Source organism: Kaistia defluvii (assembly GCF_040548815.1).
Classification (GTDB): domain Bacteria; phylum Pseudomonadota; class Alphaproteobacteria; order Rhizobiales; family Kaistiaceae; genus Kaistia; species Kaistia defluvii_A.
In genome coordinates, this window is sequence record NZ_JBEPSM010000001.1 from 764,496 (window position 1) to 788,360 (window position 23,865).

Below are 23,865 nucleotides of genomic sequence, written 5' to 3' on the forward strand. Positions count from 1 at the left end.
CTTCCTCCGATCCGGCTCGTGGGCGCCTCTCTCCGGTCGCGCCCGCGAGCCTCTTCTTCGGAGCAGGGCTTGGGCTGGGCGTGGTGCTTTCACCTCTCCCTGGAGGGAGAGGTCGACGGCCGTAGGCCGGCGGGTGAGGGGTTGCGGCCTCACCGGATGGGTCCCTAAACCCTCACCCGGAGCTTCGCTCCGACCTCTCCCTCAGGGAGAGGTGAAGACAGCGCTACAGAGGCCCAGCGAGCGGGTAGACCATGGCGAACATCCTCCGATCCCTTCTGCATCGTCTCGGTGCCGCGCTGATCGTCATGATCGGCATCTCGATGCTGATCTTCGCGATCGCCCGCGTCATGCCGGGCGACCCGGCCCGCATCGCGCTTGGACCCAACGCGACCGCCGAGCAGGTCGCGGCGCTCCGGCTGGAGCGGCATCTCGATGCCTCGCTGCCGGTGCAGTATTTCGAGTTCGTCAAATCGCTCGCCAAGGGCGATCTCGGCACGTCGCTCTATACCAACCGCCCGGTCACGACGGATATCGCGCAGTTCCTGCCGGCGACGCTGGAACTGGTCCTCGTCTCCGGCATCCTGATGGTGCTGATCGGCCTGCCGCTCGGCATCCTCTCGGCCCATTTCCGCGGTCGGTTTCCGGATCATGTCGGCCGGCTGATCGCGCTGCTCGGCGTCTGCACGCCCGCCTTCGTCTGGGGCGTCATTCTTCAGCTCGTGCTCGGCTATTTCTGGGGCGCGTTTCCGATCGAAGGCCAGTTGGCCCAATCGACCGTGGCGCCGCCGCTGGTGACCGGCTTCATGCTGATCGACACGCTGCTCGCCGGCGACGGGGCGGCCTTCCTCGACGCGCTGCACCACCTGATCCTGCCATCCCTGGCGCTGGCCATGTCGGGCCTTGGCCAGACGGCGCGGCTGACGCGCTCCAACATGAACGAGGTCTATGAGCGGCCCTATGTCGAGATGGCGCGCGCCTATGGCTTTCCCGCCAGGCGGATCGCTAACCGATATGCCTTCCGGCCGGCGCTGATCCCGACCCTCACCATTCTCGGCCTGGAATTCGCGGCCATGCTCGGCAACGCCTTCCTGGTCGAGAAGGTGTTCGGCTGGCCGGGCCTGTCGCGCTACGGCGTCGAGGTGATCCTGCGCAAGGATCTCGACGCCATCGTCGGCACGGTGCTGATCATCGCGGCGGCCTTCCTGATCGTAAACATCATCGTCGACATCCTGGTGAACGTCATCAATCCGCGCATCCGTCTCGCAGCGGGGAGGGCATAAGATGTCGGAACCTGGCTCCCCGGTCCTCGCCTCGCGCACGCGCTCCAAGGCCTGGACCGCCTATAGCGCCGATCCGCTTTCGGTGATCGGTCTCGTCATCGTCGTGGCGATCGTGGGGCTTGCGATCTTCGCGCCCTTCGTCACGCCCTATCCCGACCATGTCGGGCCCACGGGTGATTTCGCGGCGATGAACGCGGCGCCGAGCGCGGACTTCTGGTTCGGCACCGATGTGATCGGCCGCGATTTGTTCACCCGCATCATCTATGGCTACCGGCTGTCGCTGATCATGGCGACCGTCGTGCTCGCCATTGCGACGCCGATCGGCGTCATCGTCGGGCTCGTGGCTGGCTACAAGGGCGGCTGGACCGACTACATCCTCATGCGTATCACCGACGTGTTCCTGGCCGTACCGCCTCTGGTGCTGGCCATGGCGATCATGGGCTTCCTCGAGCCCACGCTGCTGAATGGCATGCTGGCGATCACCGCCATGTGGTGGCCCTGGTATGCGCGGCTGATCTACAACGTCACCCGCGCCGAGGCGCAGGAGGGCTATGTGTTGGCGGCCGAGACGGTCGGCGCGTCGACGGCGCACATCCTGTTCCGCGAGATCCTGCCGAACTGCTGGCCGTCCATCCTGACCAAGATGACGCTCGATATCGGCTTCGTCATACTGATGGCGTCCTCGCTCTCCTTCCTTGGCCTCGGCGTCCAGCCGCCGACGCCGGATCTGGGCTCGATGGTCGCCGATGGCGCGAAATACATGCCCGATGCCTGGTGGCTGACGGTGTTCCCGGCGGTGGCGATCCTGCTGGTGGTGCTTGGCTTCAACCTGGTCGGCGACGGTCTGCGCGAAGCCTTCGAGGCGGAGAGCTGAGATGGCCAGCAACACGCTTCAGAAGCCCGTCCTCACCATCCGCGACCTGCGCCTCGCCTTTGGCGATCGTCGTCATCCGACCCCGGTGCTGCACGGCATCTCGATGCATATCCAGCCGGGCGAGAAAGTGGCCCTTGTCGGCGAATCTGGTTCCGGCAAGTCGGTGACGGCGCGCCTCGCCATGGGCCTGCTGCAGGACCAGAAGCGGGTGCTTGTGTCGGGCTCGATCTTGTTCGACGGCATCGATGCCGCCAAAGGCGGTGCGGAAATCGCGCGGCGGCGGGGCAATCGCGTCGCCATGATCTTCCAGGATCCGACCTCGGCGCTGAACCCGACCTTCAAGATCCGCGGCCAGTTTCGCGACGTTCTGCGCTCCGGCGATCGTTCGATCTCCAACGATGAGGCAGATCGCAGGGCCGAGGCGGCTCTCGCCGAGGTCTCGATCCCGGATCCGAAGCGGGCGCTCGATTCCTACGCCTTCCAGCTTTCCGGCGGCATGAACCAGCGCGTCATGATCGCCATGGCGCTCGCCAACCGGCCGCAGCTGCTGATCGCCGACGAGCCGGGCACGGCGCTCGACGTCACGGTGCAGGCGCAGACGCTGAACCTGATGCATGAACTGACCGAGAAGACCGGCACCTCGGTGCTGCTGATCTCGCACAATCTCGGCGTCGTGCGCGAATTCGCCGACCGGGTCTATGTCATCTATCGCGGCAAGATCGTCGAGCACGGCACGACGGCGCAGCTCTTCAACGATCCGCGCCATCCCTATACCCGCGCGCTGCTCGCCGCGATCCCGAAGATCTCGGGCGGCGGCCTGCCGGACCTGCCCGAGCGCAGCCCCGAATTCGAGAACCCGCTGATCACCCATGAAGGCTGCGGCGAGCCGGTGGAGGCATCCGCATGAGCAAGGCCGGCGCACCCATCCTCGAACTCGATCGCCTCGGCAAGGTGTTCTCCGCCGATGGCCACAGCGTCGCGGCGCTGGACGATGTCTCGCTCGCCTTCACGCGCGGCGAGTGCCACGCCATTGTCGGCGAGAGCGGATCCGGCAAGACGACGCTCGCCAACCTCGTGCTCGGCCTGATCGGCGCCACCTCGGGCGAAATCCGCTTCGATGGCGCGCCGCTGGGACGAAGCCGGACACGGGAGCAGAAGCGGGCGATCCAGCTCGTGCAGCAGAACCCGCTTTCGGCGCTCAATCCGCGCCGCAGCGTCGGCGCTTCCATCCGCTTGCCGCTCGACGTGCATGACCTCGTGCGCAGAAGCGAGCGCAATCAGCGCGTCGCCTCGTTGCTGAAAGAGGTCGGCCTGGAGCCCGAACATGCCCGCCGCTCGCCGCGGGGCCTCTCCGGCGGCCAGCGCCAGCGTATCGCCATTGCCCGGGCGCTTGCCTGCGAACCGGAGCTGCTGGTGCTGGACGAGCCGACCTCGGCCCTCGACGTGCTGGTGCAGGCGCGCGTGCTGCAATTGCTGCAGCGGCTGCGCCAGGAGCGGGGCCTGACCTACCTCTTCATCACGCACGACCTCGCCGTCGTGCGCGCCATCGCCGACCGGGTGAGCGTGTTCCAGAAGGGACGCCTCGTCGAGACCGGGCCGGTCGAAACCATCTTCTCCGATCCGAAGAGCGCCTATACGCGCGAATTGATCGGAGCCATTCCCGTCGTGACGGAGGCCGAGGCGGCACTGCGCGCCGCCATCCGTGCCGGGGCGCCAGTCCCGGCCGGGGCCGAATAGGAAGGAAACAGCATGAGCACCACCGCAGAGCGGAACGCCGCCGATCCCGTGTTGGACCCCAAGGCCTGGGACGCGTTGATCGCAGCGCTTGGCGAACAGGACCAGCCGACCGCGACGCTCGCCAAGGTCGAGGAACTCTACCAGCGCGAAGTGGGCGCGATCATCTTCACGGTGATGAGCGCGGATTTCGACACCGGCATGTCGCGCCGGCTCTATTCCAACCATCCGCAGGAATACCCGACCTCCGGCTACAAGCAGTCGGCCGCCGGCAAGTGGAACGATCTCGTCTTCGGCGAGAAGAAGCCCTATGTCGCCAACACGATCGAGGAGATCGCCACCGTCTTCCACGACCATGAGCTGATCCAGTCGCTCGGCTGCGGTTCCTGCATCAACGTGCCGGTCGTGTTCGAGGGCAGCGTGCTCGGCACCATCAACATCCTCGACAAGGCCGGCGCCTACACGCCCGAAAAGGTCGAGCGCGCCATGGCGCTGCGCCCCTTCGCGGCGATCGGCATCCTGGCCGCCACCGTCACCGAACAGGCGTCGAAGATCCGCGACGGGAAGGCCTGACATGACCGACAAGACGATCCGCGTCGCGACCGACGTCGGCGGCACCTTCACCGACCTCGTCTATTTCGAGACGGATACGGCGACCGGCCGCCAGACGGTGCGCACCGCCAAGTCCGACACGACGCCGCCGAATTTCGAGCAGGGCGTGCTCAACGTGCTGGCCAAGGCCGATGTCGACCCCGCCGACATCGCCTTCTTCGCGCATGGCACCACCGTCGTCATCAACGCGCTGACCGAGCGCAAGGGCGCCCGCACGGCGCTGATCACGACGGAGGGCTTCCGCGACGTGCTGGAGATCGCACGCGGCAACCGGCCGGATTTCTTCAACCTGCAATATGTGAAGCCCGAACCCTTCGTGCCGCGCTATCTCTGCCGCGAGGTTCCCGGTCGCATCGCCTATACCGGCGCGGAGCGCTCGCCGCTCGACCTCTCGGGCCTGCCGGCGATCCTGGAAGACTTCCGCGCCGAGGGCGTCGAGGCGATCGCGATCTGCCTGCTGCATTCCTACGCCGACCCCCGTCATGAGGAAGCCGTCGCGGCCGAGATCCGCCGGCTTTGGCCGGAAGTCTCCGTCGTCGCCTCGCATCAGATCACCCGCGAGTGGCGCGAATATGAGCGCGCCTCGACGGCCGTGCTTTCCGCCTATGTCCAGCCCGTCGCCAGCCGCTATCTCGGCCGGCTCGAAGACGGCCTGGCTTCCAAGAATTTCGGCGGCCAGCTCTACGTCATGCAGTCGAATTGCGGCGTCGATTCGCTTTCGGCGACGCGCGAGATCCCGATCACCATGGTCGAGAGCGGCCCGGCCTCGGGCTTCTGGGGCGCGGCCGAGCTTGGCCGCATCATCGGCGAGCCCAACGTGCTGGCGCTCGACATTGGCGGCACGACCGCCAAGTGCTCGCTGATCGAGAACGGCCACGTCAAGATCATGACCGACTACTGGATCGAGCGCGATCGCACGTCTTCCGGTTATCCGATCATGGTGCCGGTGGTCGATCTGGTCGAGATCGGCAATGGCGGCGGCTCCATCGCCTGGGTCGATGATTTCGGCAAGCTGCATGTCGGCCCGCAATCGGCCGGCGCCAAGCCGGGGCCTGCGGCCTATGCCCGCGGCGGCACGCAGGCGACGACCACCGACGCCAATCTGGCGCTCGGCCGCATCGACAAGGACTATTTCTGCGGCGGCACGATCCAGGCCGACATGGCCGCGGTCGACGGCGCGCTCGGCGCGCTGGCGCAGAAGCTTGGGCTGTCGCCGATCGAAGCGGCGCGCGGCATCGTCCGCATCGCCAACAACAACATGATCAACGCGCTGAAGCTGGTGTCGCTCAATCGCGGCCACGACCCGCGTGACTTCACGCTGGTTGCCTTCGGCGGTGGCGGCGCGATGCATGCCGTGGCGCTCGCCACCGAGCTCGGCATGAAGAAGGTCGTGATCCCGCGCGGCGCGTCGGTATTCTCGGCATGGGGCATGATGATGTCCGACCTGCGCCGCGACTACTTTGTCACCCGCCTGATCGAGGGCGGCGACGGCCGCACGACGGCGCTGGCGAATTTGGTCGGCGAGACCCGCGACCGGGCGCTGCGCCAGTTCGAGGCGGAAGGGGTTTTGGCCGACAATGTCAAGCTCGTGCCCTTCATCAAGTGCCGCTACCAGAACCAGGAACACGCCGTCGAGGTCGAGCTGCCGGCGACCTTCGTCGACGATGCGGCGATCCAGTCGATGATCGAGCACTTCCACGCCGCCTATGAGCGCGAATACACCTATCGCCTCGACGCGCCGGTGGAGATCGTCGGCCTGCATCTCGTCGCCTCCGCCGAGGTCGGCAAGCTGGAGATGATCGCGCTGCCGAAGACGGGCGCCACGATCGAGCAGGCTGTCAAGGGCCGCCGCGACGTCGACTATGCGCTCGAAGGCGTCCACGAGGCCGTGATCTACGACCTCGAGAAGCTGGAACCCGGCATGTCGTTTGCCGGGCCCGCCATCCTCGAGGACCCCGGCACCACCGTGGTGATCCATCCGGGCAACCGCGTGTCGATCGACGCCTACGACAACACCCACATCGAACTGGGGGCCAAGTGATGAGCAACCCGACCCACGATCCCGTCACCTTCGACATCATCCAGAACTCGCTGCAGGCGATTTCCGACGAGATGTTCGCGGCGATGCGCAAGACGGCGATGAGCGCCATCATCTATGAGGTGCTCGACATGGGCACCGGTATCTGCGCCGCCGATGGCGAGATCGCCTCGTCCGGCGCCGGCATTCCGGCCTTCATCGGCGTGCTCGACAAGGCGGTGAAGGCGGTGCTGCGCAAGCATCCCGTCACCGCGATCTATCCGGGCGACGTCTTCGCCACCAACGACCCGTTCTATGGCGGCGTCACCCATCTGAACGATATGGTCCTGGTCATGCCGGTCTTCGCCGAGGGCGAGATCGTCGCCTGGACCGCGAACATCGCGCACTGGAACGACGTCGGCGGCATGGTGCCGGGCTCGATGTCGACCGACGCCAAGGAGATCTTCCAGGAAGGCCTGCGCGTCCCGGCGATCAAGCTGATCGAGAAGGGCGTGTCCAACCAGGCGGTGATGGACCTGATGATGGTCAATTCCCGCCTGCCTGCCTATCTCAAGGGCGACATGTGGGCGGCGATCGCGGCGGTCCGCATCGGCGACAAGCGCATCCTCGATCTCGTCGCCAAATACGGCAAGGACACCTTCGTCGCCGCCATGGACCATTTCATGGACTATGGCGAGCAGGTGACGCTGAAGGCGCTGAAGGACCTGCCCAAGGGCAAGTTCTCCTTCGCCGAGGAGCAGGATAGCGGCCAGATCTACAAGGTGACGGTCGAGATCACGGACGACGAATTCATCGTCGACCTGATCGACAATCCCGACCAGACGCCGACGCCCAACAATGCCAGCCGCGACGGCGTCATCGTCGCCTGCCAGATGGCGATCAAGGCGGTGACCGACGTTTCGGCGCCGGCCAATGGCGGCTCGTTCCGGCCGCTTGTCGTCAAGACGCGTCCGGGCTCGATTTTCGACGCGCAGGAGCCGGCGGCGCACGCCTTCTACTACGAGGTCGAGATCCGGGTGTTCGACCTGATCCTGCGCTGCCTGGCGCAGCACCTGCCGGAAAAGCTTTCGGCCGGCAGCTTCGCCTCGATCTGCGGCACCGTCGTCGGCGGCCCGCATCCCGATACCGGCCGCCACTACACGATCGTCGAGCCGGAGATCGGCGGCTGGGGCGCCATGCCCGGCCGCGACGGCAACAACGCGATCTTCTCCGGCTTCCACGGCGAGACGTTCAACTGCCCGGCCGAGATCGCGGAAGCGCGCTACGGCCTGTTCGTCGACCAGCTGGCGCTGAACCCGGAAGAGGGCGGCGAGGGCCAGTGGCGCGGGGGCAAGGGCATCCGCATGGATTACCGCGTCCGTGCCGACGGCAATTTCCTGACCTGCGGCTATACCCGTTCTCGCATCCTGCCCTGGGGAATGCAGGGCGGCCATGACGGCACGAGCAACCATATCGAGGTCATCAAGACCGATGGCAGCCGCAAGCGCTATGCCTTCGCGACGGGCGTCGAACTGAACCAGGGCGACATCGTCCGGGTGGTGACCGGCAATGGCGGCGGCTATGGCGACCCGAAAAAGCGCGATCGTGCTGCGGTGATCGAGGACGTCAAGAACGGCTATCTCAGCCCGGAACGGGCCAGGACGGTCTACGGCGTCGAGGTATGATATTGGGCTGAACCGGGGCCGGCGGGGGCCGCCGCACCGGCTTGGTGGCTTCGGGCAAGACCCTCACCCCAACCCTCTCCCGCGCGGGAGAGGGGGCAGGTCGAGTTCCGTCTCCACGACGCGCAGGCTGAAAGCCTTCGCCGCTTGCGGGAGAGGGTGCAGGTCGAGCCAGCTGCTGCCACCGCCCAGGCCGAAAAGCCCTCGCCCGCTTGCGGGAGAGGGTGGGGTGAGGGGCTTGCTTCCTTGAAGAGCAATTGACCGTGCGCGACTGACCTTTGGGTAAGGGGCCACGCCCTCACTGCATCCCGGCTACCCACATCCTGCGGCGGCTTGCGGAGCAAGCCATCTCGAAGGAAGCAGCGTGTCCGGGCGGCGGCGCGCGCCCCACGGCTCTGCCTGCTTCGAGACGGCCCTTCGGGCCTCGTCAGCATGTTGAGGGCGGTCCATTTCGATCTGTCGGAGAGGGGAGATTTCGGCTTCGGACGCCGCGCGGGGCGAAACGTCTTCGCCCGCTCACGGTACGCGGCAGAACGCCCCTTCGGCCGATCCAAAAAGCTCCATCATCCCTGCGAAAGCAGGATCCATTTGGCCGTGGCGTGGGAATTGCGGTCTCACTCGCCCACCAACCCGGCTGCGTGGATCCCTGGTCAAGTCCGAGGTGGGGAAGGGCCGGAGCCCGATCGAGATCGAGACGCCTTGGCGTCTCGAAAATTAGCGCCAGGTCAGGCCGAGCTGCTTGTGGCGGGCGAGGCAGGTGGCCGGGTCGATATAGGCCTCCTGATGCGCGACGTTCCAGTATTTGAGCTCGTCGAGCGGAATGACGCCGCCCGTCACGGCGCAGCGCACGAACGCGCCCGGGGACAGGATCTGGTAATCGCCATCGAGATAACGAATGCGCGCTTCGCCGCCGCGCCCGGCTGGATCAATACGGTTCATGAGCGGGAATATCGTGCGGAACGCCGCCATGTGCAACAGCACGGATCACGCTTCCCACGTTCGGCATCGCTTTTCGGGTGGGGATGCCGGACGCAGGCCCGGGCACAAGCTCCGGCGTCATCCCGCGCCCCGGCCTTCGCCGGGGCGACGGCGGAGGCCTCGCTCATCCGCCTTGAGGCCGACGGTTGGCAGCCTTCCGGTGATAAGACGGCAGCTATCGCCACGTGTCTCCCACGCGGGACAGGCTGCGCGCCTACCGTCGTCCGAACAGCCGTTCGATGTCGGCGAGCTTCAGCTCGACATAGGTCGGGCGGCCGTGGTTGCACTGGCCGGAGCCGGGCGTCGCTTCCATCTCGCGCAGCAGCGCGTCCATCTCCTCGGGCCGCAGCCGGCGGCCGGAGCGGACCGAGCCGTGGCAGGCCATCGTCGCGGCGACATGGTCGAGCTTTTCCTTGAGCCGGGTCGTGTCGTCCCATTCGGCGAGGTCGTCGGCGAGGTCGATCAGCAGCGAGCGCGTGTCGAGTTCGCCGAGCAGGGCGGGCGTTTCGCGCACCGCGACCGCGCCGGGCCCGAAGCTTTCGATCGCAAGGCCAAGCTCGGCCAGTTCGTCGGCGCGCTTCAGGAGCCGCGCCACATCATCCTCGGGCAGGTCGATGACGTCGGGGATCAGCAGGATCTGCCGGGCCACGCCGGAGCGGGCGAGCGCCGTCTTCAGCCGCTCATAGACCAGGCGCTCATGCGCCGCGTGCTGGTCGACGATGACGATGCCGTGGTCGGTCTGGGCGATGATGTAGTTTTCATGCACCTGCGCCCGGGCCGCCCCCAGCGGCCGGTCGGTCGGGTCGGTGGCGGCAACCGCATTGGCGCGCGCATCGGCCGAGGGCTGGTTCACCGCCGCGAAGGCCGGCTGCGCCGCTTCAGCGAAATGGGGCGCCGGCGCGGGGGCACTCGCCCAGTCGCGCCAGGACGGCGCGGCGGCGGTGTTGCCGAAGGTCGGCATCGGCGCCGAACTGCGCCATGCCGTGGACGCGGCCGGTGTGCCGGTGCGGAAGGCGGCGATGGTGGCGCCGCCGCCGGTCGTCGCCGAACGATGGCCGGCCTGGTGGATGGCGTTGCGCAGCGCGCCGACGATCAGCCCGCGCACCAGGCCGGGATCGCGGAAACGCACGTCTGACTTGGCCGGATGGACGTTGACGTCGACCCCATGCGGCTCGAGATCAATGCGGAGCGCTGCGACCGGATGGCGGTCCCTGGACATCACGTCGGCATAGCCGGCGCGCAGCGCGCCCATCAGCAATTTGTCGCGCACCGGGCGGCCATTGACGAACAGGAACTGCTGCAGGCCGTTGGCGCGGTTGTAGGTCGGCAGGCCGGCATAGCCGGAAAGGCGGATGCCCTCGCGCTCCGCCTCGATCGCCAGCGAATTGTCGACGAAATCCTGGCTCAAAATCTGCCCGAGCCGCTCGACGAAGGGCTCGTCGCCATGCGCGACGGGATAGTCGATGGCGCCGCGGTCACTGCCGGTCAGCGAGAAGCGCACTTCCGGATGCGCCATGGCGAGGCGCTTGACGATATCGGTGACGGCGCTCGCCTCGGCGCGCTCGCCTTTCAGAAACTTGAGCCGGGCCGGGGTCGAGAAGAACAGGTCGGTGACCTCGACCCGCGTGCCGGAATTGAGCCCGGCCGGGCGCGGCGGATGCACCAGGCCGCCCTCGACGACGATTTCCCAGCCATGCGGCTCGCTGGCATGGCGCGAGGCGATCGAAAGCCGCGCCACCGAGCCGATCGAGGCCAGCGCCTCGCCGCGGAAACCGAGCGTGCGGATGTCGAGCAGATCGTCGACCAGCTTGGAGGTGCAATGGCGATCGATGGCGAGGCCGAGATCGTCATGCGTCATGCCGCCACCGTCGTCGGTGACGCGGATCAGCGAGGCGCCGCCGCCGGCGGTGACGATCTCGACCCGCTTCGCGCCGGCGTCGATGGCGTTCTCGACCAGTTCCTTGACGACGCTCGCCGGCCGTTCGACCACCTCGCCGGCGGCGATGCGGTTGATCATGTCTTCGGTCAGGCGGCGGACGGTGGTCATGGCGATCTATCTGTCTGTTGGCCGGCGATCCTGCCGGATTCGCACCCGCGAGGGAAGGAGAGGGCGGCGGGCACGGGCGTGCGCCGGCGCGGCGCATCATCGCAAAGATTTGATCCCGGCATCGGGCGCCGGCCCGGCGCGGCTGCGCTATGCCTTGCTAGCCGGGCAGGAACTCGACGGCGATGTGCGACGGGTGACGTACATGTCGATATCTGGTGCGGATCTGGCGGCGGCAATCGACCGGCTGGCCCAGGCGGATTTGAAGAAGGCGGACCCGTTCCGGCCTTGTCTCAACTTCCTGATCGGCCACTTCACCTTCACCCTCGCCATTCTGGCGGCGACGCTGGCGTCGCTGCCGAAGAAGGGGGAGGAACTGGCGCCGGGGCTGGCGGCGGCGCTCGGCGGCGTGCTGGCCTGGATGGCGCTGTCGGCGCTGGTCGCCAGCATCGTCACGCTCTTGGTGAAGGTGCTGAAGACCCGCTACATCCGGCACAACCTGGCGGGCGCGCCGAAGGAACCCTGGACCAATCTGGCGCTGATCCTCTGCGCGTTGCCGCTTTTGCCGGGGGCCGTGGCCGTGGCGTTCTGCCTGCAGGTCGGCGTCGCGCTGCTGCCGAAGGCGAGCCTGCTGCCCCCTCTCGGCGAGGCGCTGCGCCGCCTGCTGTTCTGAACCCGCTCAGGCTTTCTTGACGAACTCGGCCCGCAGCACGAGGCCCTTCACCTGCTTGGTGCTGCACTCGAAGGTGTCGGGATCGTCGGTCAGGCGGATGTTCTTCACCACCGTGCCGCGCTTGATCGTCTCCGACGTGCCCTTGACCTTGAGGTCCTTGATCAGCGAGACGGAATCGCCGTCCTTGAGCTGCGTTCCGTTGCTGTCGCGCACGATGATCTCGTCCGACATGGGGTATCTCCTTGTTCTGTCTCACCTGGCCCCGAAAGCGAGGGGGCGGAGCGACGCTCCGGGCGAGTGGTAGGGAACCGTTGGGCGGAGTTAGAAACCCTCTCCCGCCGGAATGCCTAAACGGCGCGCCAGCCGATGTCGCGGCGAGAAAAGCCGTCCGGCCAGTCGATCGTGTCGACGGCCTGATAGGCGCGCTTCTGCGCTTCGGCGACGCTCGCGCCGAGCGCCGTGACGTTGAGGACGCGGCCGCCATTGGCGACCAATTTGCCGTCGACCAGCGCGGTGCCGGCCTGGAACACCTTGGTGCCGGGCAGGGCATCGGCGGCCTCGATGCCGGCGATCGGCGTGCCCTTGGCATAGTCGCCCGGATAGCCCTTGGCGGCCATAACGACGGTGAGCGCCGCCTCGTCCCGCCACTGCGTCGTGACGCCGTCGAGCCGGCCCTCGGCGGCGGCGAGCAGCAGCTCCAGCAGGTCGCTCTCCAGCCGCATCATCAGCACCTGGCATTCCGGATCGCCGAAGCGGACATTGTATTCGATCAGTTCCGGCCCCTTGGCGGTGATCATCAGGCCGGCGAACAGCACGCCCTTGAACGGTGCACCGCGGGCCGCCATCGCGGCCATGGTCGGGCGGATGATCTCGGCCATGGTGCGCTCGATCATCGCGTCCGTCATCACCGGCGCGGGCGAATAGGCGCCCATGCCGCCGGTGTTCGGGCCCGTGTCGCCGTCGCCGACGCGCTTGTGGTCCTGGGCGGTGGCGAGCGGCACGGCGTTGACGCCATCGCAGATGGCGAAGAAGCTGGCTTCCTCGCCGACCAGGCATTCCTCGACCACGACTTCCGCGCCAGCCGAACCGAAGGCGCCGTCGAAGCAGGCGTCGATCGCGGCATGCGCCTCCTCCAGCGTCTCCGCCACGACGACGCCCTTGCCGGCGGCGATGCCGTCCGCCTTGACGACGATCGGCGCGCCCATCCTGGTCGCATAGTCGCGCGCCGGCGCGGCCTCGGTGAAGCGCTGGTAGGCGGCGGTCGGGATGTCCGCTTCGGCGCAGAGATCCTTGGTGTATCCCTTCGAGCCTTCGAGACGGGCTGCCTCCTGGCCGGGGCCGAACACCCGGATGTTCGCGCCGTCGAGCGCATCGGCGAGGCCGGCGACAAGCGGCGCTTCCGGGCCGACGATGACGAAATCGATCATGTTGTGGCGGCAGAAGTCGATGACCGCGTGATGGTCGAACGGATCGAGCCGCACCAGTTCGGCGAGCGCGCCGATGCCGGGATTGCCGGGGGCGGCGAAAAGCTGGCCGAGACGAGGCGATTTCCGGAGCGCCCAGGCCAGCGCATGCTCGCGGCCGCCCGATCCGATCAGGAGAATGTTGATGCGCGTCTCGGTCATGCCAACTGCCCGTGGTTGAATTCCTAGCGCGGCGCTTAGCAAGCAGGGGCTCGCTTGTCGAATCCGGAAAGCGGCGGCGCGGTGGGTTTTCCTGCCCGTCGCGCGGCGATCCGGCGCGGCCAGGGCGCCGCATGGGCTTGGCGCGGCTTCGCAACTGGCGGTATGACAGGCGGCAAGAAATCCGAAATTGCGAGAGAGTCCCGATGAGCCTCAGTCCTGGAACCGTCGCCGACGCCGCCCGGGGCAATTGGGTCGATCGCCATGCGCCGGCCTGGCTGCGCCCCTATGCGCGGCTGGCGCGCTGGGACCGGCCGATCGGCTGGTGGCTGCTGCTTCTGCCCTGCTGGTGGTCGTCGGCGCTCGCCAGCAACGTCGCGGGCGCGACCTGGCCCAATCTGGCGCATCTGGTCCTCTTCTGGATCGGCGCGGTGGCGATGCGCGGCGCCGGCTGCACCTATAACGACATCGTCGACCGCGAGCTGGATGCCGGCGTCGCCCGCACGCGGTCGCGGCCGATCCCGAGCGGCCAGGTCAGCGTTCGCGACGCCAAAATCTTCCTCGTGCTCCAGGCGCTGGCCGGGCTGGCGGTGCTCCTGTCGTTCAACTGGTTTTCGGTCGTCCTGGCGCTCTGTTCGCTGCTGGTCGTCGCTGCTTATCCGTTTATGAAGCGGATCACCGACTGGCCGCAGCTCGTGCTTGGCCTTGCCTTTTCCTGGGGCGCGCTCATGGGCTGGTCAGCCTGGTTCGGCAGCCTGGCGCTGGCGCCGGTGCTGCTCTATGCCGGCGGCGTGCTGTGGACGATCGGCTATGACACGATCTACGCGCTGCAGGACATCGAGGACGATAAGATCATGGGCGTGCGCTCGACCGCGCGCCTGTTCGGCGACGGCGCGCCGCAGATCGTTGGCCTGCTCTATGCCGGCGCCGTGCTGCTCTGGGCGGGGGCCTTCTGGTCCGCCGGCATCGGCTGGGTCGCCTGGGCCGGGCTGGCGCTCGCCGCCGCCCATCTCGGCTGGCAGGTCGTCCGCGTGCGGCTCGACAACGAGGCGCTGGCGCTGCGCCTGTTCAAGTCCAACCGCGAGGCGGGATTGATCCTGTTCGCCGGTCTGGTGATCAACGGCCTGGTCTGAACGCCACGCGAGACTGCGCCGTGCCTTCACGAACACGTCACTTGAAGATCCGGCAGGGCTGGCGCGCTAATTGCGCCATCCATTGCCGTGCCGACAGGATTTTCAGGATCGATCTGCTTGGGAGGGAATGCGCATGTCCGCAATGCCCGATGCATCCATTGCCGATGTAAACCCCGCTGGCATCGTTGATGCCATTCTCGGCTTCCACAAGACCGCGGCGCTGAAGGCGGCGATCTCGCTGGAAGTGTTCACGGCGATCGCGGCGGGTGACGATACCAGCGAGCGGATTGCCGCGAAGTCCGGGGCTTCGGAACGCGGCGTCCGCATCCTTTGCGATTTCCTGACCGCGCATGGCTTCATGACCAAGGCGGGCGCGCACTACCGGCTGACGCCATCCAGCCAGGTTTTCCTCGACCGCAGGTCGCCCGCCTATATGGGCAGCGTCGTCGATTTCCTGAGCGCGCCGGAACAGCTCGATCTCTTCCTGGAAGATCCGGTGACCTATGTGCGCCATGGCGGCTCGATGGGTCTCGCCAACATGGCGCCGGATCATCCGATCTGGCTGAAATTTGCCGAGGCGATGATTCCTTTCGTCGTCGCCAGCGCCGGGGGCGTTGCCGCTGAAGTGGCAAGCTGGCCGGATCGGCCGCGCAAAGTCCTCGATATCGCCGCCGGCCACGGCATGTTCGGTATCGAGGTCGCCAAGGCGCTGCCGGATGCGGAGATCACCGCCGTCGACTGGGCCGCCGTGCTCGAACTCGCCCGGCGCAATGCCGAACGGGCTGGCGTGGCGTCGCGCTACCGGACGGTCGCGGGCAGCGCCTTCGATGTCGATTGGGGCAGCGGCTACGATCTCGTGATGCTGCCGAACTTCCTGCACCACTTCGACATCGCGACCTGCGCCAGGCTGATGCAGAAGGTGCGGGCCAGCCTCGCGCCGGGCGGCCGGGTGCTGGCTGTTGAGTTCGTGCCGAACGAGGATCGGGTCTCGCCGCCATTCCCGGCGGCATTTGCGCTGGTAATGCTGGCGACGACGCCGCAGGGCGATGCCTATACGGCGAGCGGGCTGAGCGAAATCGCGCGGGCCGCCGGCTTCAGCGGCGTCTCCGTGCGCCCGCTGGCGCATTCGCCCGCGAGCCTTGTGCTGTTCGAACCGTAAGGAACGTTCAGTCGCGGGCGATGATCTCGCGGCCGTAGAGCGTCTCGACTTCCTTGTAGAAGCCGGTCTTGCGGCGCTTCAGGAAGCGCGGGCGGCGGCCGGTCAGGGAGGAGGGGGCGCGGCGGGACTTGGCGGCACCAACGACGAGCGGACCCATCTGGTCGAGCGGAGCGCGGACGGTGCCGTCGGCGTCAACGATCAGCAGCGGCAGACCGAGCGCGCGGCCCCAGGCCTGCCAGTCGGCGGCGACATCCTCGCCATCGCCGAGGTCTTCGACGACGACCAGCGGCAGCGACATGGCGGGATCGCGGTGCATCAGTTCGACGGTGGTGCGGATCGCGCCGGTCTCGGCATCGCCGGTCATCCGCACGGCGACGCCGCGAAAGGCGCTGACCGGGGTGGAGAGGGTGGTCGGGATGCCGCCGAGGCGGCGCTTGACGATGGCCAGCTCACGGTCGATGTAGACGGCCGGCGTCGTGGCGGAAGCCGGACCGGCGAGTGTGGCGGAGTAGCGGACCGGCAGCGCGAAGGGGTCGAGTCGCAGGTCGTTGCCACGAACGCCATGTGCCGCCTGAACCGTTGCGTTTGCCATTGCCTTGCACTCCATCACTGCCTCGCTTCGGTCCGGTTAACAGGACCTTAAGGGGTTGGCCCGGTTGACTGGGCCCGCTCTCTGTTGAAGCGACAATGCCATGCGATCCGCCCCCCAGAGCTTAAGAGACATGGTTAACGGCCCGGCGATGATGGGCAGGGTTAGCGTCTGGTGATCGAAGACGGTTGACGAAAACTTGCTGAAATAAGGCACGCGGCGCGGCAATGGCGGCAGCCTGCGGTTTGCACCGGGAGGCACATCCGGCGGCCTGGATGGGGATAGCGCGAGGGGCAGGCGACGTCGTCCGCGCCTCGTCGTGGATCGCCCTGTGGGCAAGGCCGGTCGCCGGTCGGGGAGCGTCAACTTTTGCGGCGGGACCGACCTCGATGCGTGAACACTCGAGGCTCGGGCGGCGGAGTTGATCGGCATCGGGCCTGCGAGGCTGACAACGGGCTGCCGGGGGGCTATATCACGCCGCATCGGACATGAGCGGCGGAGTGAAGGATGAGCGGCACGACATTGTCGAGCGACGGGCTGGACGTTCGCCGCCGGCGTACCCATTTTCGCTGCTGGCATCGTGGCATGCGCGAGATGGATCTGATCCTCGGCCGCTTCGCCGATGCCCATATCGCAACGCTTGATGATGGCGAACTCGACCTCCTGGAAAGTCTGATGGAGGAACAGGATCGCGATCTGCTGATCTGGCTGACGGGAGAGGCCCCGACGCCGGACGACGTCAATACCGCATTCTTCCAGAAGCTCGCCGCCTTTACCGGCGCCACTCCCCGTTAGGCGTAATGGTCACATTCCCGTACATTCTCGGCCGTCCGTCGACGGTGCTTTCGGGCGTTCCCGACGGCTTTGACGGCAAGGTCGTCGCCGATATCGCAGCGCTCGCCGCGCGCGAAGGTCTTCCCTTCGTGCTGGTCGTGGCGCGCGACGGCAACCGCATGGCCGATCTAGAACAGGCGATGCGCTTCTTCTCGCCCGGGACCGAAGTGGTGGCCCTGCCGGCCTGGGACTGCATGCCCTATGACCGCGTGTCGCCGAATACGGCGGTCGTGGCCAGGCGGATGGCGGCGCTTTCCTATCTCGCCAATTACCAGCCGGTGAAGGGGCGCGCGCTGGTCGTGCTCACCACCGTCAATGCCGCCGTGCAGCGCCTGCCGAAGCGCGACCAGGTCGCGCGCCAGAGCCTGTCGATCGCCAGCGGCAACCAGATGTCGATGGACCGGCTTGTCGGCTGGCTGGAGGATAACGGCTTCCTGCGCACCTCGACCGTTCGCGAGGCCGGCGAATATGCCGTGCGCGGCGGCATCATCGACCTGTTCGCCGCCGGCCAGGGCGAGCCGGTCCGCGTCGATTTCTTCGGCGATACCGTCGATTCGATCCGCTCCTTCGATGTCGAGAGCCAGCGCACCGTGGCGCAGAAGAAGCGCCTCGATCTCGTGCCGATGAGCGAACTGGTGCTCTCGCCCGAAGCGATCGCCCGCTTCCGCGCGCGCTATGTGGCGATGTTCGGCGCGACCGACCGCGAAGACCTGCTCTACCAGTCCGTCAGCGACGGCCGCCGCTACACCGGCGTTGAGCATTGGCTGCCGCTGTTCGTCGACGGTCTCGATACGATCTTCGACTACCTGCCCGACGCGCCGCTTGTGCTCGACCATCTGGTCGAGGAAGCGATCGCCGAGCGTTTCGACGACATCAAGGACCATTACGACGCGCGCAAGAGCGGCATGGGCCAGGCGCAGGGCGGCGTGCCCTACCGGCCGGTGCCGCCGGACCAGCTCTATCTGACCCGCGAGGAATGGCAGGGCCGTGAGAAGACGGCGCCGCTGCTGCGCATGACGCCGTTCGCCGAGCCGGACGACACCATGGTCGCCGATCTCGGCGGCCGGCATGGCCGGACCTTCGCAGCGGAGCGCACCGCCGGCGACGTCAATGTCTTCGACGCGGTCATCGCCCATATCGGCGGGCTGCGCGAGAAGAAGCGCGTCATCATCGCTTCCTGGAGTGATGGCGCACGCGACCGCCTGGCGCAGGTGCTGGACGATCACGGCCTGAAGCGGGTGGAGCGGATCGACGACTGGGCCTCGGCCGAAAAGCTCGGCAAGGGAGTGGTCGGCCTCGGCGTGCTGGGCCTCGAAGCCGGCTTCGAGACGCCGGACATGGTCATCATCGGCGAGCAGGACATTCTGGGCGACCGCCTGGTGCGCCCGCGCAAGCGCTCGAAGCGCGCCTCCGACTTCCTCAGCGAAGTGACCGGCCTTTCGGAAGGCGACATCGTCGTCCATGTCGACCACGGCATCGGCCGCTTCACCGGGCTGAAGACGATCACGGCCGCCGGCGCGCCGCATGATTGCCTCGAGATCGTCTATCAGGGCGGCGACCGGCTCTATCTGCCGGTCGAGAACATCGAGCTGCTGTCGCGCTATGGCTCGGAAGATACCGAGGCGACGCTCGACAAGCTCGGCGGCGTCGCCTGGCAGGCGCGCAAGGCCAAGCTGAAGCAGCGCATCCGCGACATGGCGGGCCAGCTGATCAAGGTCGCCGCGCAGCGCGCCATGCGCCACGCCGAACCCCTGGCGCCGGCCGATGGCCTCTATGACGAGTTTGCCGCCCGCTTCCCCTATGAGGAGACGGAAGACCAGCTCGCCGCCATCGAGGCGGTCATTGCCGATCTCGGCGCCGGCACGCCGATGGACCGCCTGATCTGCGGCGATGTCGGCTTCGGCAAGACGGAAGTGGCGCTGCGCGCCGCCTTCGTCGCGGTGATGAGCGGCAAGCAGGTGGCGGTGGTCGTGCCGACGACGCTGCTGTCGCGCCAGCATTTCCGCACCTTCCAGGCCCGCTTCGCCGGTTTCCCGATCCGCGTCGAGCAGGCCTCGCGCCTCGTCTCGGCCAAGGATCTGGCCGAAACCAAGAAGGGCATCAAGGAGGGTCAGGTCGATATCGTCGTCGGCACGCATGCGCTGCTTGGCAAGGGCATCGAGTTCCGCGATCTCGGCCTGCTGATCATCGACGAGGAGCAGCATCTCGGCGTCAAGCACAAGGAACGGCTCAAGGAGATCCGCGCCGACGTGCATGTGCTGACACTCTCCGCCACGCCGATCCCGCGCACGCTGCAGCTGGCGCTGACGGGGGTTCGCGAACTGTCGCTGATCACCACGCCGCCGGTCGACCGTATGGCGGTCCGGACCTTCATTTCGCCGTTCGACGCGCTGGTGGTTCGCGAGGCGCTGCTGCGCGAGCGCTATCGCGGCGGCCAGAGCTTCTATGTCTGTCCGCGCCTTTCCGACCTCGCCGACCGCAAGGAGTTCCTGGAAAAGTTCGTGCCCGAGGTGAAGGTCGCGATCGCGCATGGCCAGATGCCGCCGACCGAGCTCGAGGACATCATGACGGCGTTCTACGAGGGCGCCTATGACGTGCTGCTCTCGACCACGATCGTCGAATCCGGCCTCGATATCCCGACCGCCAACACGCTGATCGTGCACCGCGCCGACATGTTCGGCCTGGCGCAGCTCTACCAGCTGCGCGGCCGCGTCGGCCGCTCGAAGACGCGCGCCTATGCGCTGTTCACCGTGCCGGCCGAGAAGCGCCTGACGGCCATGGCGGATCGCCGCCTCAAGGTGCTGCAGTCGCTCGACACGCTGGGCGCCGGCTTCCAGCTGGCGAGCCACGATCTCGACATTCGCGGCGCCGGCAATCTGCTCGGCGAGGAACAGTCGGGCCACATCAAGGAAGTCGGCTTCGAGCTTTACCAGCAGATGCTGGAGGAGGCCGTGGCGGCGCTGCGCGATGGCGGCACGGAGGAAGCCGAATCCGACGGCCGCTGGTCGCCGCAGATCACGGTCGGCACGCCGGTCATGCTGCCGGAGACCTATGTGCCGGACCTGCAGCTGCGCCTGTCGCTCTATCGCCGTCTCGGCGATCTGGAGGAGGCGGAGCAGATCGACAGCTTCGGCGCGGAGCTGATCGACCGCTTCGGCCCGTTGCCGGACGAGGTCGAGCATCTGCTCAAGATCGTCTACATCAAGGCGCTGTGCCGCAAGGCGAATGTCGAGAAGGTCGATGCCGGCCCGAAGGGCATTGTCATCGCCTTCCGCAACTCGACCTTCGCCAATCCGGCCGGCCTGATCCGCTATATCGGCGAGCAGGGCAGCCTGGCCAAGGTTCGTCCAGACCAGAAGATCGTGCTGATCCGCGACTGGGAAAAGCCGGAGCAACGCCTGAAGGGCACGGCGGTGATCCTGACCCAGCTCGCGCGCATGGCCGAGGAAGGCCGCAAGAAGGCTGCGTAGGTCTTCGCTAGGGGCAGGCTGGGACGCTGGGCGGTCCGTGGCGGGCTCAACCTGTACCTCTCCCTGAGGGAGAGGTCGGCGCGAAGCGACGGGTGAGGGTTTAGGGAACTATCCGGGTGAGGCCGTAAACCCTCACCCGCCGGCCTGCGGCCGTCGACCTCTCCCTCAGGGAGAGGTGAAGAATGGCGCTGACGATCTCGCCACGTCCGCCATTGGCTACGAAAGGGTCTAGTCCCGCTCTCACTTCGCCGGAGTCTGGTACCAGGTCGGGTAGGTGTAGCCGGCGATCGCCTGCTTTTCCGGGTGGCCGACGCGGGTCCAGCGGGCGACCCATTGCTCCGGCAGGTAATACAGCGGCACCACATAGTGCTGCGAGATCAGCACGCGATCGAGGGCACGGACCGACTCGATGAAATCCTCGCGCTTCTCGGCCGAGAGAATGTCCTTCAGCAGCGCGTCGATCGCCGGGCTCTTGGCGCCGACGAAATTGTATGAGCCGGGCAGGTCTGCCTGGCTACTAGCCCAGCGGAAATTCTGCTCGTTGCCAGGTGAGAGAGAGGCGCCCCATGACGTCATGATCATGTCGTAGTCGAACTCCTGCACGCGCCGCTGGTACTGTGCCGAATCGACGGTCCGCACGTTCGCCTTGATGCCGACGCGGGCCAGCGTGCGGGCATAGGCCAGGCCGACACGTTCTTGCTCCCGATCCATCAGAAGTAGTTCGAAAGTCAGCGGCTGGCCGGTCGCCGTGTTGATCAGGGTATTGCCCTTCAGCTCGTAGCCGGCCGATTTCAGCAGATCGAGCGCCGTTCGCAGCAGCTTGCGGTCGCCGCCGGTGCCGTCGCTCTTCGCCGGGCGGTAGGTGCCGTCGAGCACATCGGGCTCCACGGCGTCAGGGAACTTTGCCAGCAGCGCCTTTTCCTTGTCGGAAGCCGGGATGCCGATCGACGATAGCTCGGAACCTTCGAAATAGCTGGCATTGCGCTGGTAGACGCCGAAGAACAGGTTCTTGTCGAGCCATTCGAAATCGAGCAGCGAGGCGAGCGCCTTGCGGACACGGACATCCTCGAAGATCGGCCGGCGGGTGTTCATGGCGAAGCCGAGCATGCCCTTCGGCACGCCGGTCTCGAAGCTCTCCTTGACCACACGGCCGTCGGTGACGGCCGGGAAGTCATATCCGTTGCGCCAGGTGGCCGGATCAGCCTCGGGATTGACGTCGTAGAGGCCCTTCTTGAAGGCCTCGAACATCGAGCTGCGGCTCCGGTAATAGTCGATGCGGATCTCGTCGAAATTGTCGAACCCACGCTTGATCGGCAGGTCCTTGCCCCAATAGTTCGGATCGCGCTTCAGCGTGAAACGCTCACCGGGCTTGATCTCGCCCATCACGTAGGGACCGCTGCCAATCGAAGGCTTCAGTGTCGAACGGTCGAAATTTTCCGCGTCCGTTGCATGTTTCGGCAGGATCGGCATCAAGCCGATCAGCAGCGGCAATTCGCGATCCGCGCCGTCGGCGAAGGTCATATGGACGCCGTGCTCGCCGACCTTTTCGACTGTCTTCACCTTGGAATACCAGGAACGGTAGTTCGGTCGGCCCTTTTCGCGCAGAAGCTCCAGCGTGAAGATGACGTCTTCGGGCGTCACTGGTTGGCCGTCCGAGAACCGCGCCTTGGGATTGAGGTTGAAGGTGATCGAGCTGCGATCATCGGGGACCTCGACGCTCTCGGCCAGCAGGCCGTAGAGGGTGAAGGCCTCGTCGCGGTTGCGCGTCATCAGCGCCTCGAACACGTTGTTGCCGAGCGAAACGTCCCAGATGCCGCGGGGGGTCGTTCCGTCGCCCTTCACGATGAAAGGGTTGAGGCTGTCATAGCTGCCGACAAAGGCGTAGGTGATTCTGCCGCCCTTCGGCGCGGCGGGATCGGCATAGGGCAGGTGATCGAAATCCGCCGGCAGCTTCGGCTCGCCATGCATAGCCAGGCCGTGGCGCGGCTCGGCCAAAGCGGTTCCCGCGTAAGGCAAGGTCGCGAATACAGCGAAGGCGAGGATAGCGGCCTTGGGCCAAAGGGTGCCGATCGGCATGACAAACTCCTCCCGAGACGGCTCGGGCCACGAATCGAATGAAAAAAAGCGTAGCACGAGCACTGGGGCAATCTTGTGCCAGCTAGAAATCCCAGCGCGGTCCGGCTATTGATGCGCCGAAGCTTCTCCGTCACCGTGTCGCCTCAATTGCTGGTCATCCAGCCTCGGCGCATGGCAGCCTGCGACATCAGCAGGAACCGTCGGTCGCCGAAGCGCAGGGTTTTGAGATAAACGCAAGGACACGCTCGATGTCGCATCGTTGGAATTCTGGCCTGGTTCGGGTGCCGCATCTGGCTGCTGCCGCGCTGATCATGGCGCTGTCCGCTCCCGTGGCATTCGCCCAGGACGCACCGGCTGACGCTCCCGCCAAGGCCCCCGCCGCCAAGGCGCCCGCCGCCGCTGCGAACGCAGCGCCGCCGGCTTCGCCCTGGGTCAAGGAATGCGGCCAGGACCCGCAGTCCAAGAAGAAGCTCTGCATCACCTCGCAGGAACTTCGTGCCGAAACGAACCAGTTCATCGCTTCGCTGCAGATCCGCCAGCTCGAAGGCGAGCCGAAGATGGCGCTGACCGCCGTCGTGCTCACCGGCCAGCTGATCCAGCCGGGCCTGCGCGTCCAGGTTGACCAGAACAAGCCGGCCGAGCTGAAGTACGTCGTCTGCGAGCCGAGCGTCTGCTACGCCCAGGCTGAGATCGACGCAGCCTTCATCTCGTCGATGAAGAAGGGTGGCAAGGTCGTCGCGATCTCGCTCAACCCGCAGGGCAAGCCGATGGTGTTCCCGTTCTCGCTCGCCGGCTTCACCAAGGTGGTGGATGGCGAGGGTCTTGACCGCGCTGCCGGCAAGGCGCGCCGCGACGCGCTGCAGGACCAGCTGCAGAAGAACGCCGAAGAGAACCGCAAGAAGCTCATCGAGCAGCAGAACAAGGAACGCGGCTCCGCCAACTGAGCTGCCGATCCATCGATCGAGAAGGCGCGTCCGCGAGGACGCGCCTTTTTTCGTTTCAGGGCCGGCCGGTCACACTTTTTAGTTGTATGCCCTGCCGGAGCGATCGAACGGTTGATTGCATCCGGGATTAGCGGCACCTTGCGA

The 23,865-nt window shown here is 66.7% G+C and carries 19 protein-coding genes; 13 read left to right on the forward strand and 6 right to left on the reverse strand.

The features are described from left to right. The first annotated feature begins 251 nt into the window (after window positions 1-251). The 7 genes from ABIE08_RS03635 to ABIE08_RS03665 are packed head-to-tail and all read left to right on the forward strand — an operon-like array spanning window position 252 to window position 8,202. Window positions 252-1,280 (forward strand): ABC transporter permease, encoded by a 1,029-nt coding sequence (locus ABIE08_RS03635; protein WP_354548826.1) that lies wholly within the window; start codon window positions 252-254, stop codon window positions 1,278-1,280. Window position 1,281: 1 nt separating this feature from the next. Next, a complete protein-coding gene (locus tag ABIE08_RS03640; RefSeq protein WP_354548827.1) occupies window positions 1,282-2,154 on the forward strand; it encodes an ABC transporter permease in 873 nt (290 codons plus the stop codon). A 1-nt stretch (window position 2,155) separates the two neighbouring features. Next, a complete protein-coding gene (locus ABIE08_RS03645; protein WP_354548829.1) occupies window positions 2,156-3,061 on the forward strand; it encodes an ABC transporter ATP-binding protein in 906 nt (301 codons plus the stop codon). Further along, complete coding sequence (locus ABIE08_RS03650) at window positions 3,058-3,891, forward strand: ABC transporter ATP-binding protein (RefSeq protein WP_354548831.1); 834 nt, start codon at window positions 3,058-3,060, stop codon at window positions 3,889-3,891. The genes ABIE08_RS03645 and ABIE08_RS03650 overlap by 4 nt, the downstream gene beginning before the upstream one ends. A 12-nt stretch (window positions 3,892-3,903) precedes the next feature. Next, window positions 3,904-4,461, forward strand: coding sequence for a GAF domain-containing protein (locus ABIE08_RS03655; RefSeq protein ID WP_354548833.1), 558 nt, complete (start codon window positions 3,904-3,906; stop codon window positions 4,459-4,461). A 1-nt stretch (window position 4,462) separates the two neighbouring features. After that, on the forward strand, window positions 4,463-6,541 hold the full coding sequence (locus ABIE08_RS03660) for a hydantoinase/oxoprolinase family protein (RefSeq protein ID WP_354548835.1): 2,079 nt from the start codon (window positions 4,463-4,465) through the stop codon (window positions 6,539-6,541). Further along, window positions 6,541-8,202, forward strand: coding sequence for a hydantoinase B/oxoprolinase family protein (locus tag ABIE08_RS03665; RefSeq protein WP_354548837.1), 1,662 nt, complete (start codon window positions 6,541-6,543; stop codon window positions 8,200-8,202). Before ABIE08_RS03660 ends, ABIE08_RS03665 begins: the two co-directional genes overlap by 1 nt. 711 nt (window positions 8,203-8,913) lie before the next feature. On the opposite strand, the gene ABIE08_RS03670 is transcribed toward ABIE08_RS03665, so the two are convergent. Together ABIE08_RS03670 and mutL are read right to left on the reverse strand one after the other, a co-directional pair. Beyond that, window positions 8,914-9,138 (reverse strand): DUF2093 domain-containing protein, encoded by a 225-nt coding sequence (locus ABIE08_RS03670; RefSeq protein WP_354548839.1) that lies wholly within the window; start codon window positions 9,136-9,138, stop codon window positions 8,914-8,916. A 253-nt stretch (window positions 9,139-9,391) separates the two neighbouring features. Further along, the gene (mutL, locus tag ABIE08_RS03675) at window positions 9,392-11,224 is read right to left on the reverse strand and encodes a DNA mismatch repair endonuclease MutL (protein ID WP_354548841.1); all 1,833 of its coding nucleotides are present in this window, start codon (window positions 11,222-11,224) and stop codon (window positions 9,392-9,394) included. Between mutL and ABIE08_RS03680 the strand changes: the two genes are divergently transcribed. Continuing rightward, on the forward strand, window positions 11,217-11,894 hold the full coding sequence (locus ABIE08_RS03680; protein ID WP_354548843.1) for a hypothetical protein: 678 nt from the start codon (window positions 11,217-11,219) through the stop codon (window positions 11,892-11,894). The genes mutL and ABIE08_RS03680 overlap by 8 nt on opposite strands. A 6-nt stretch (window positions 11,895-11,900) precedes the next feature. On the opposite strand, the gene ABIE08_RS03685 is transcribed toward ABIE08_RS03680, so the two are convergent. Next, entirely contained in the window at window positions 11,901-12,125 is a 225-nt protein-coding gene (locus ABIE08_RS03685; protein ID WP_266334586.1) for an alkylphosphonate utilization protein, read from the reverse strand. 116 nt (window positions 12,126-12,241) lie between these two features. Beyond that, on the reverse strand, window positions 12,242-13,504 hold the full coding sequence (gene purD, locus ABIE08_RS03690) for a phosphoribosylamine--glycine ligase (RefSeq protein WP_354551563.1): 1,263 nt from the start codon (window positions 13,502-13,504) through the stop codon (window positions 12,242-12,244). 218 nt (window positions 13,505-13,722) lie between these two features. On the opposite strand from purD, the gene ubiA reads away from it, so the two are divergent. Both ubiA and ABIE08_RS03700 read left to right on the forward strand, forming a co-directional pair. Then, complete coding sequence (gene ubiA, locus ABIE08_RS03695; RefSeq protein WP_354548845.1) at window positions 13,723-14,649, forward strand: 4-hydroxybenzoate octaprenyltransferase; 927 nt, start codon at window positions 13,723-13,725, stop codon at window positions 14,647-14,649. A 133-nt stretch (window positions 14,650-14,782) separates the two neighbouring features. After that, a complete protein-coding gene (locus tag ABIE08_RS03700; protein WP_354548847.1) occupies window positions 14,783-15,808 on the forward strand; it encodes a class I SAM-dependent methyltransferase in 1,026 nt (341 codons plus the stop codon). A gap of 7 nt (window positions 15,809-15,815) precedes the next feature. Here the strand turns inward: ABIE08_RS03700 and ABIE08_RS03705 are convergent, their stop codons facing one another. Next, window positions 15,816-16,400 (reverse strand): DUF6101 family protein, encoded by a 585-nt coding sequence (locus ABIE08_RS03705; RefSeq protein ID WP_354548848.1) that lies wholly within the window; start codon window positions 16,398-16,400, stop codon window positions 15,816-15,818. Window positions 16,401-16,904: 504 nt separating this feature from the next. Between ABIE08_RS03705 and ABIE08_RS03710 the strand changes: the two genes are divergently transcribed. Further along, the gene (locus ABIE08_RS03710; RefSeq protein ID WP_266334594.1) at window positions 16,905-17,192 is read left to right on the forward strand and encodes a succinate dehydrogenase assembly factor 2; all 288 of its coding nucleotides are present in this window, start codon (window positions 16,905-16,907) and stop codon (window positions 17,190-17,192) included. 5 nt (window positions 17,193-17,197) lie between these two features. After that, window positions 17,198-20,701, forward strand: coding sequence for a transcription-repair coupling factor (mfd, locus tag ABIE08_RS03715; protein WP_354548850.1), 3,504 nt, complete (start codon window positions 17,198-17,200; stop codon window positions 20,699-20,701). Between the two features lie 240 nt (window positions 20,702-20,941). Here the strand turns inward: mfd and ABIE08_RS03720 are convergent, their stop codons facing one another. After that, the gene (locus ABIE08_RS03720) at window positions 20,942-22,777 is read right to left on the reverse strand and encodes an extracellular solute-binding protein (protein WP_436409496.1); all 1,836 of its coding nucleotides are present in this window, start codon (window positions 22,775-22,777) and stop codon (window positions 20,942-20,944) included. Window positions 22,778-23,025: 248 nt separating this feature from the next. Here ABIE08_RS03720 and ABIE08_RS03725 point away from each other — a divergent pair, with 248 nt between their 5' ends. Next, complete coding sequence (locus ABIE08_RS03725; RefSeq protein ID WP_354548852.1) at window positions 23,026-23,721, forward strand: invasion associated locus B family protein; 696 nt, start codon at window positions 23,026-23,028, stop codon at window positions 23,719-23,721. Window positions 23,722-23,865 lie beyond the last annotated feature (144 nt).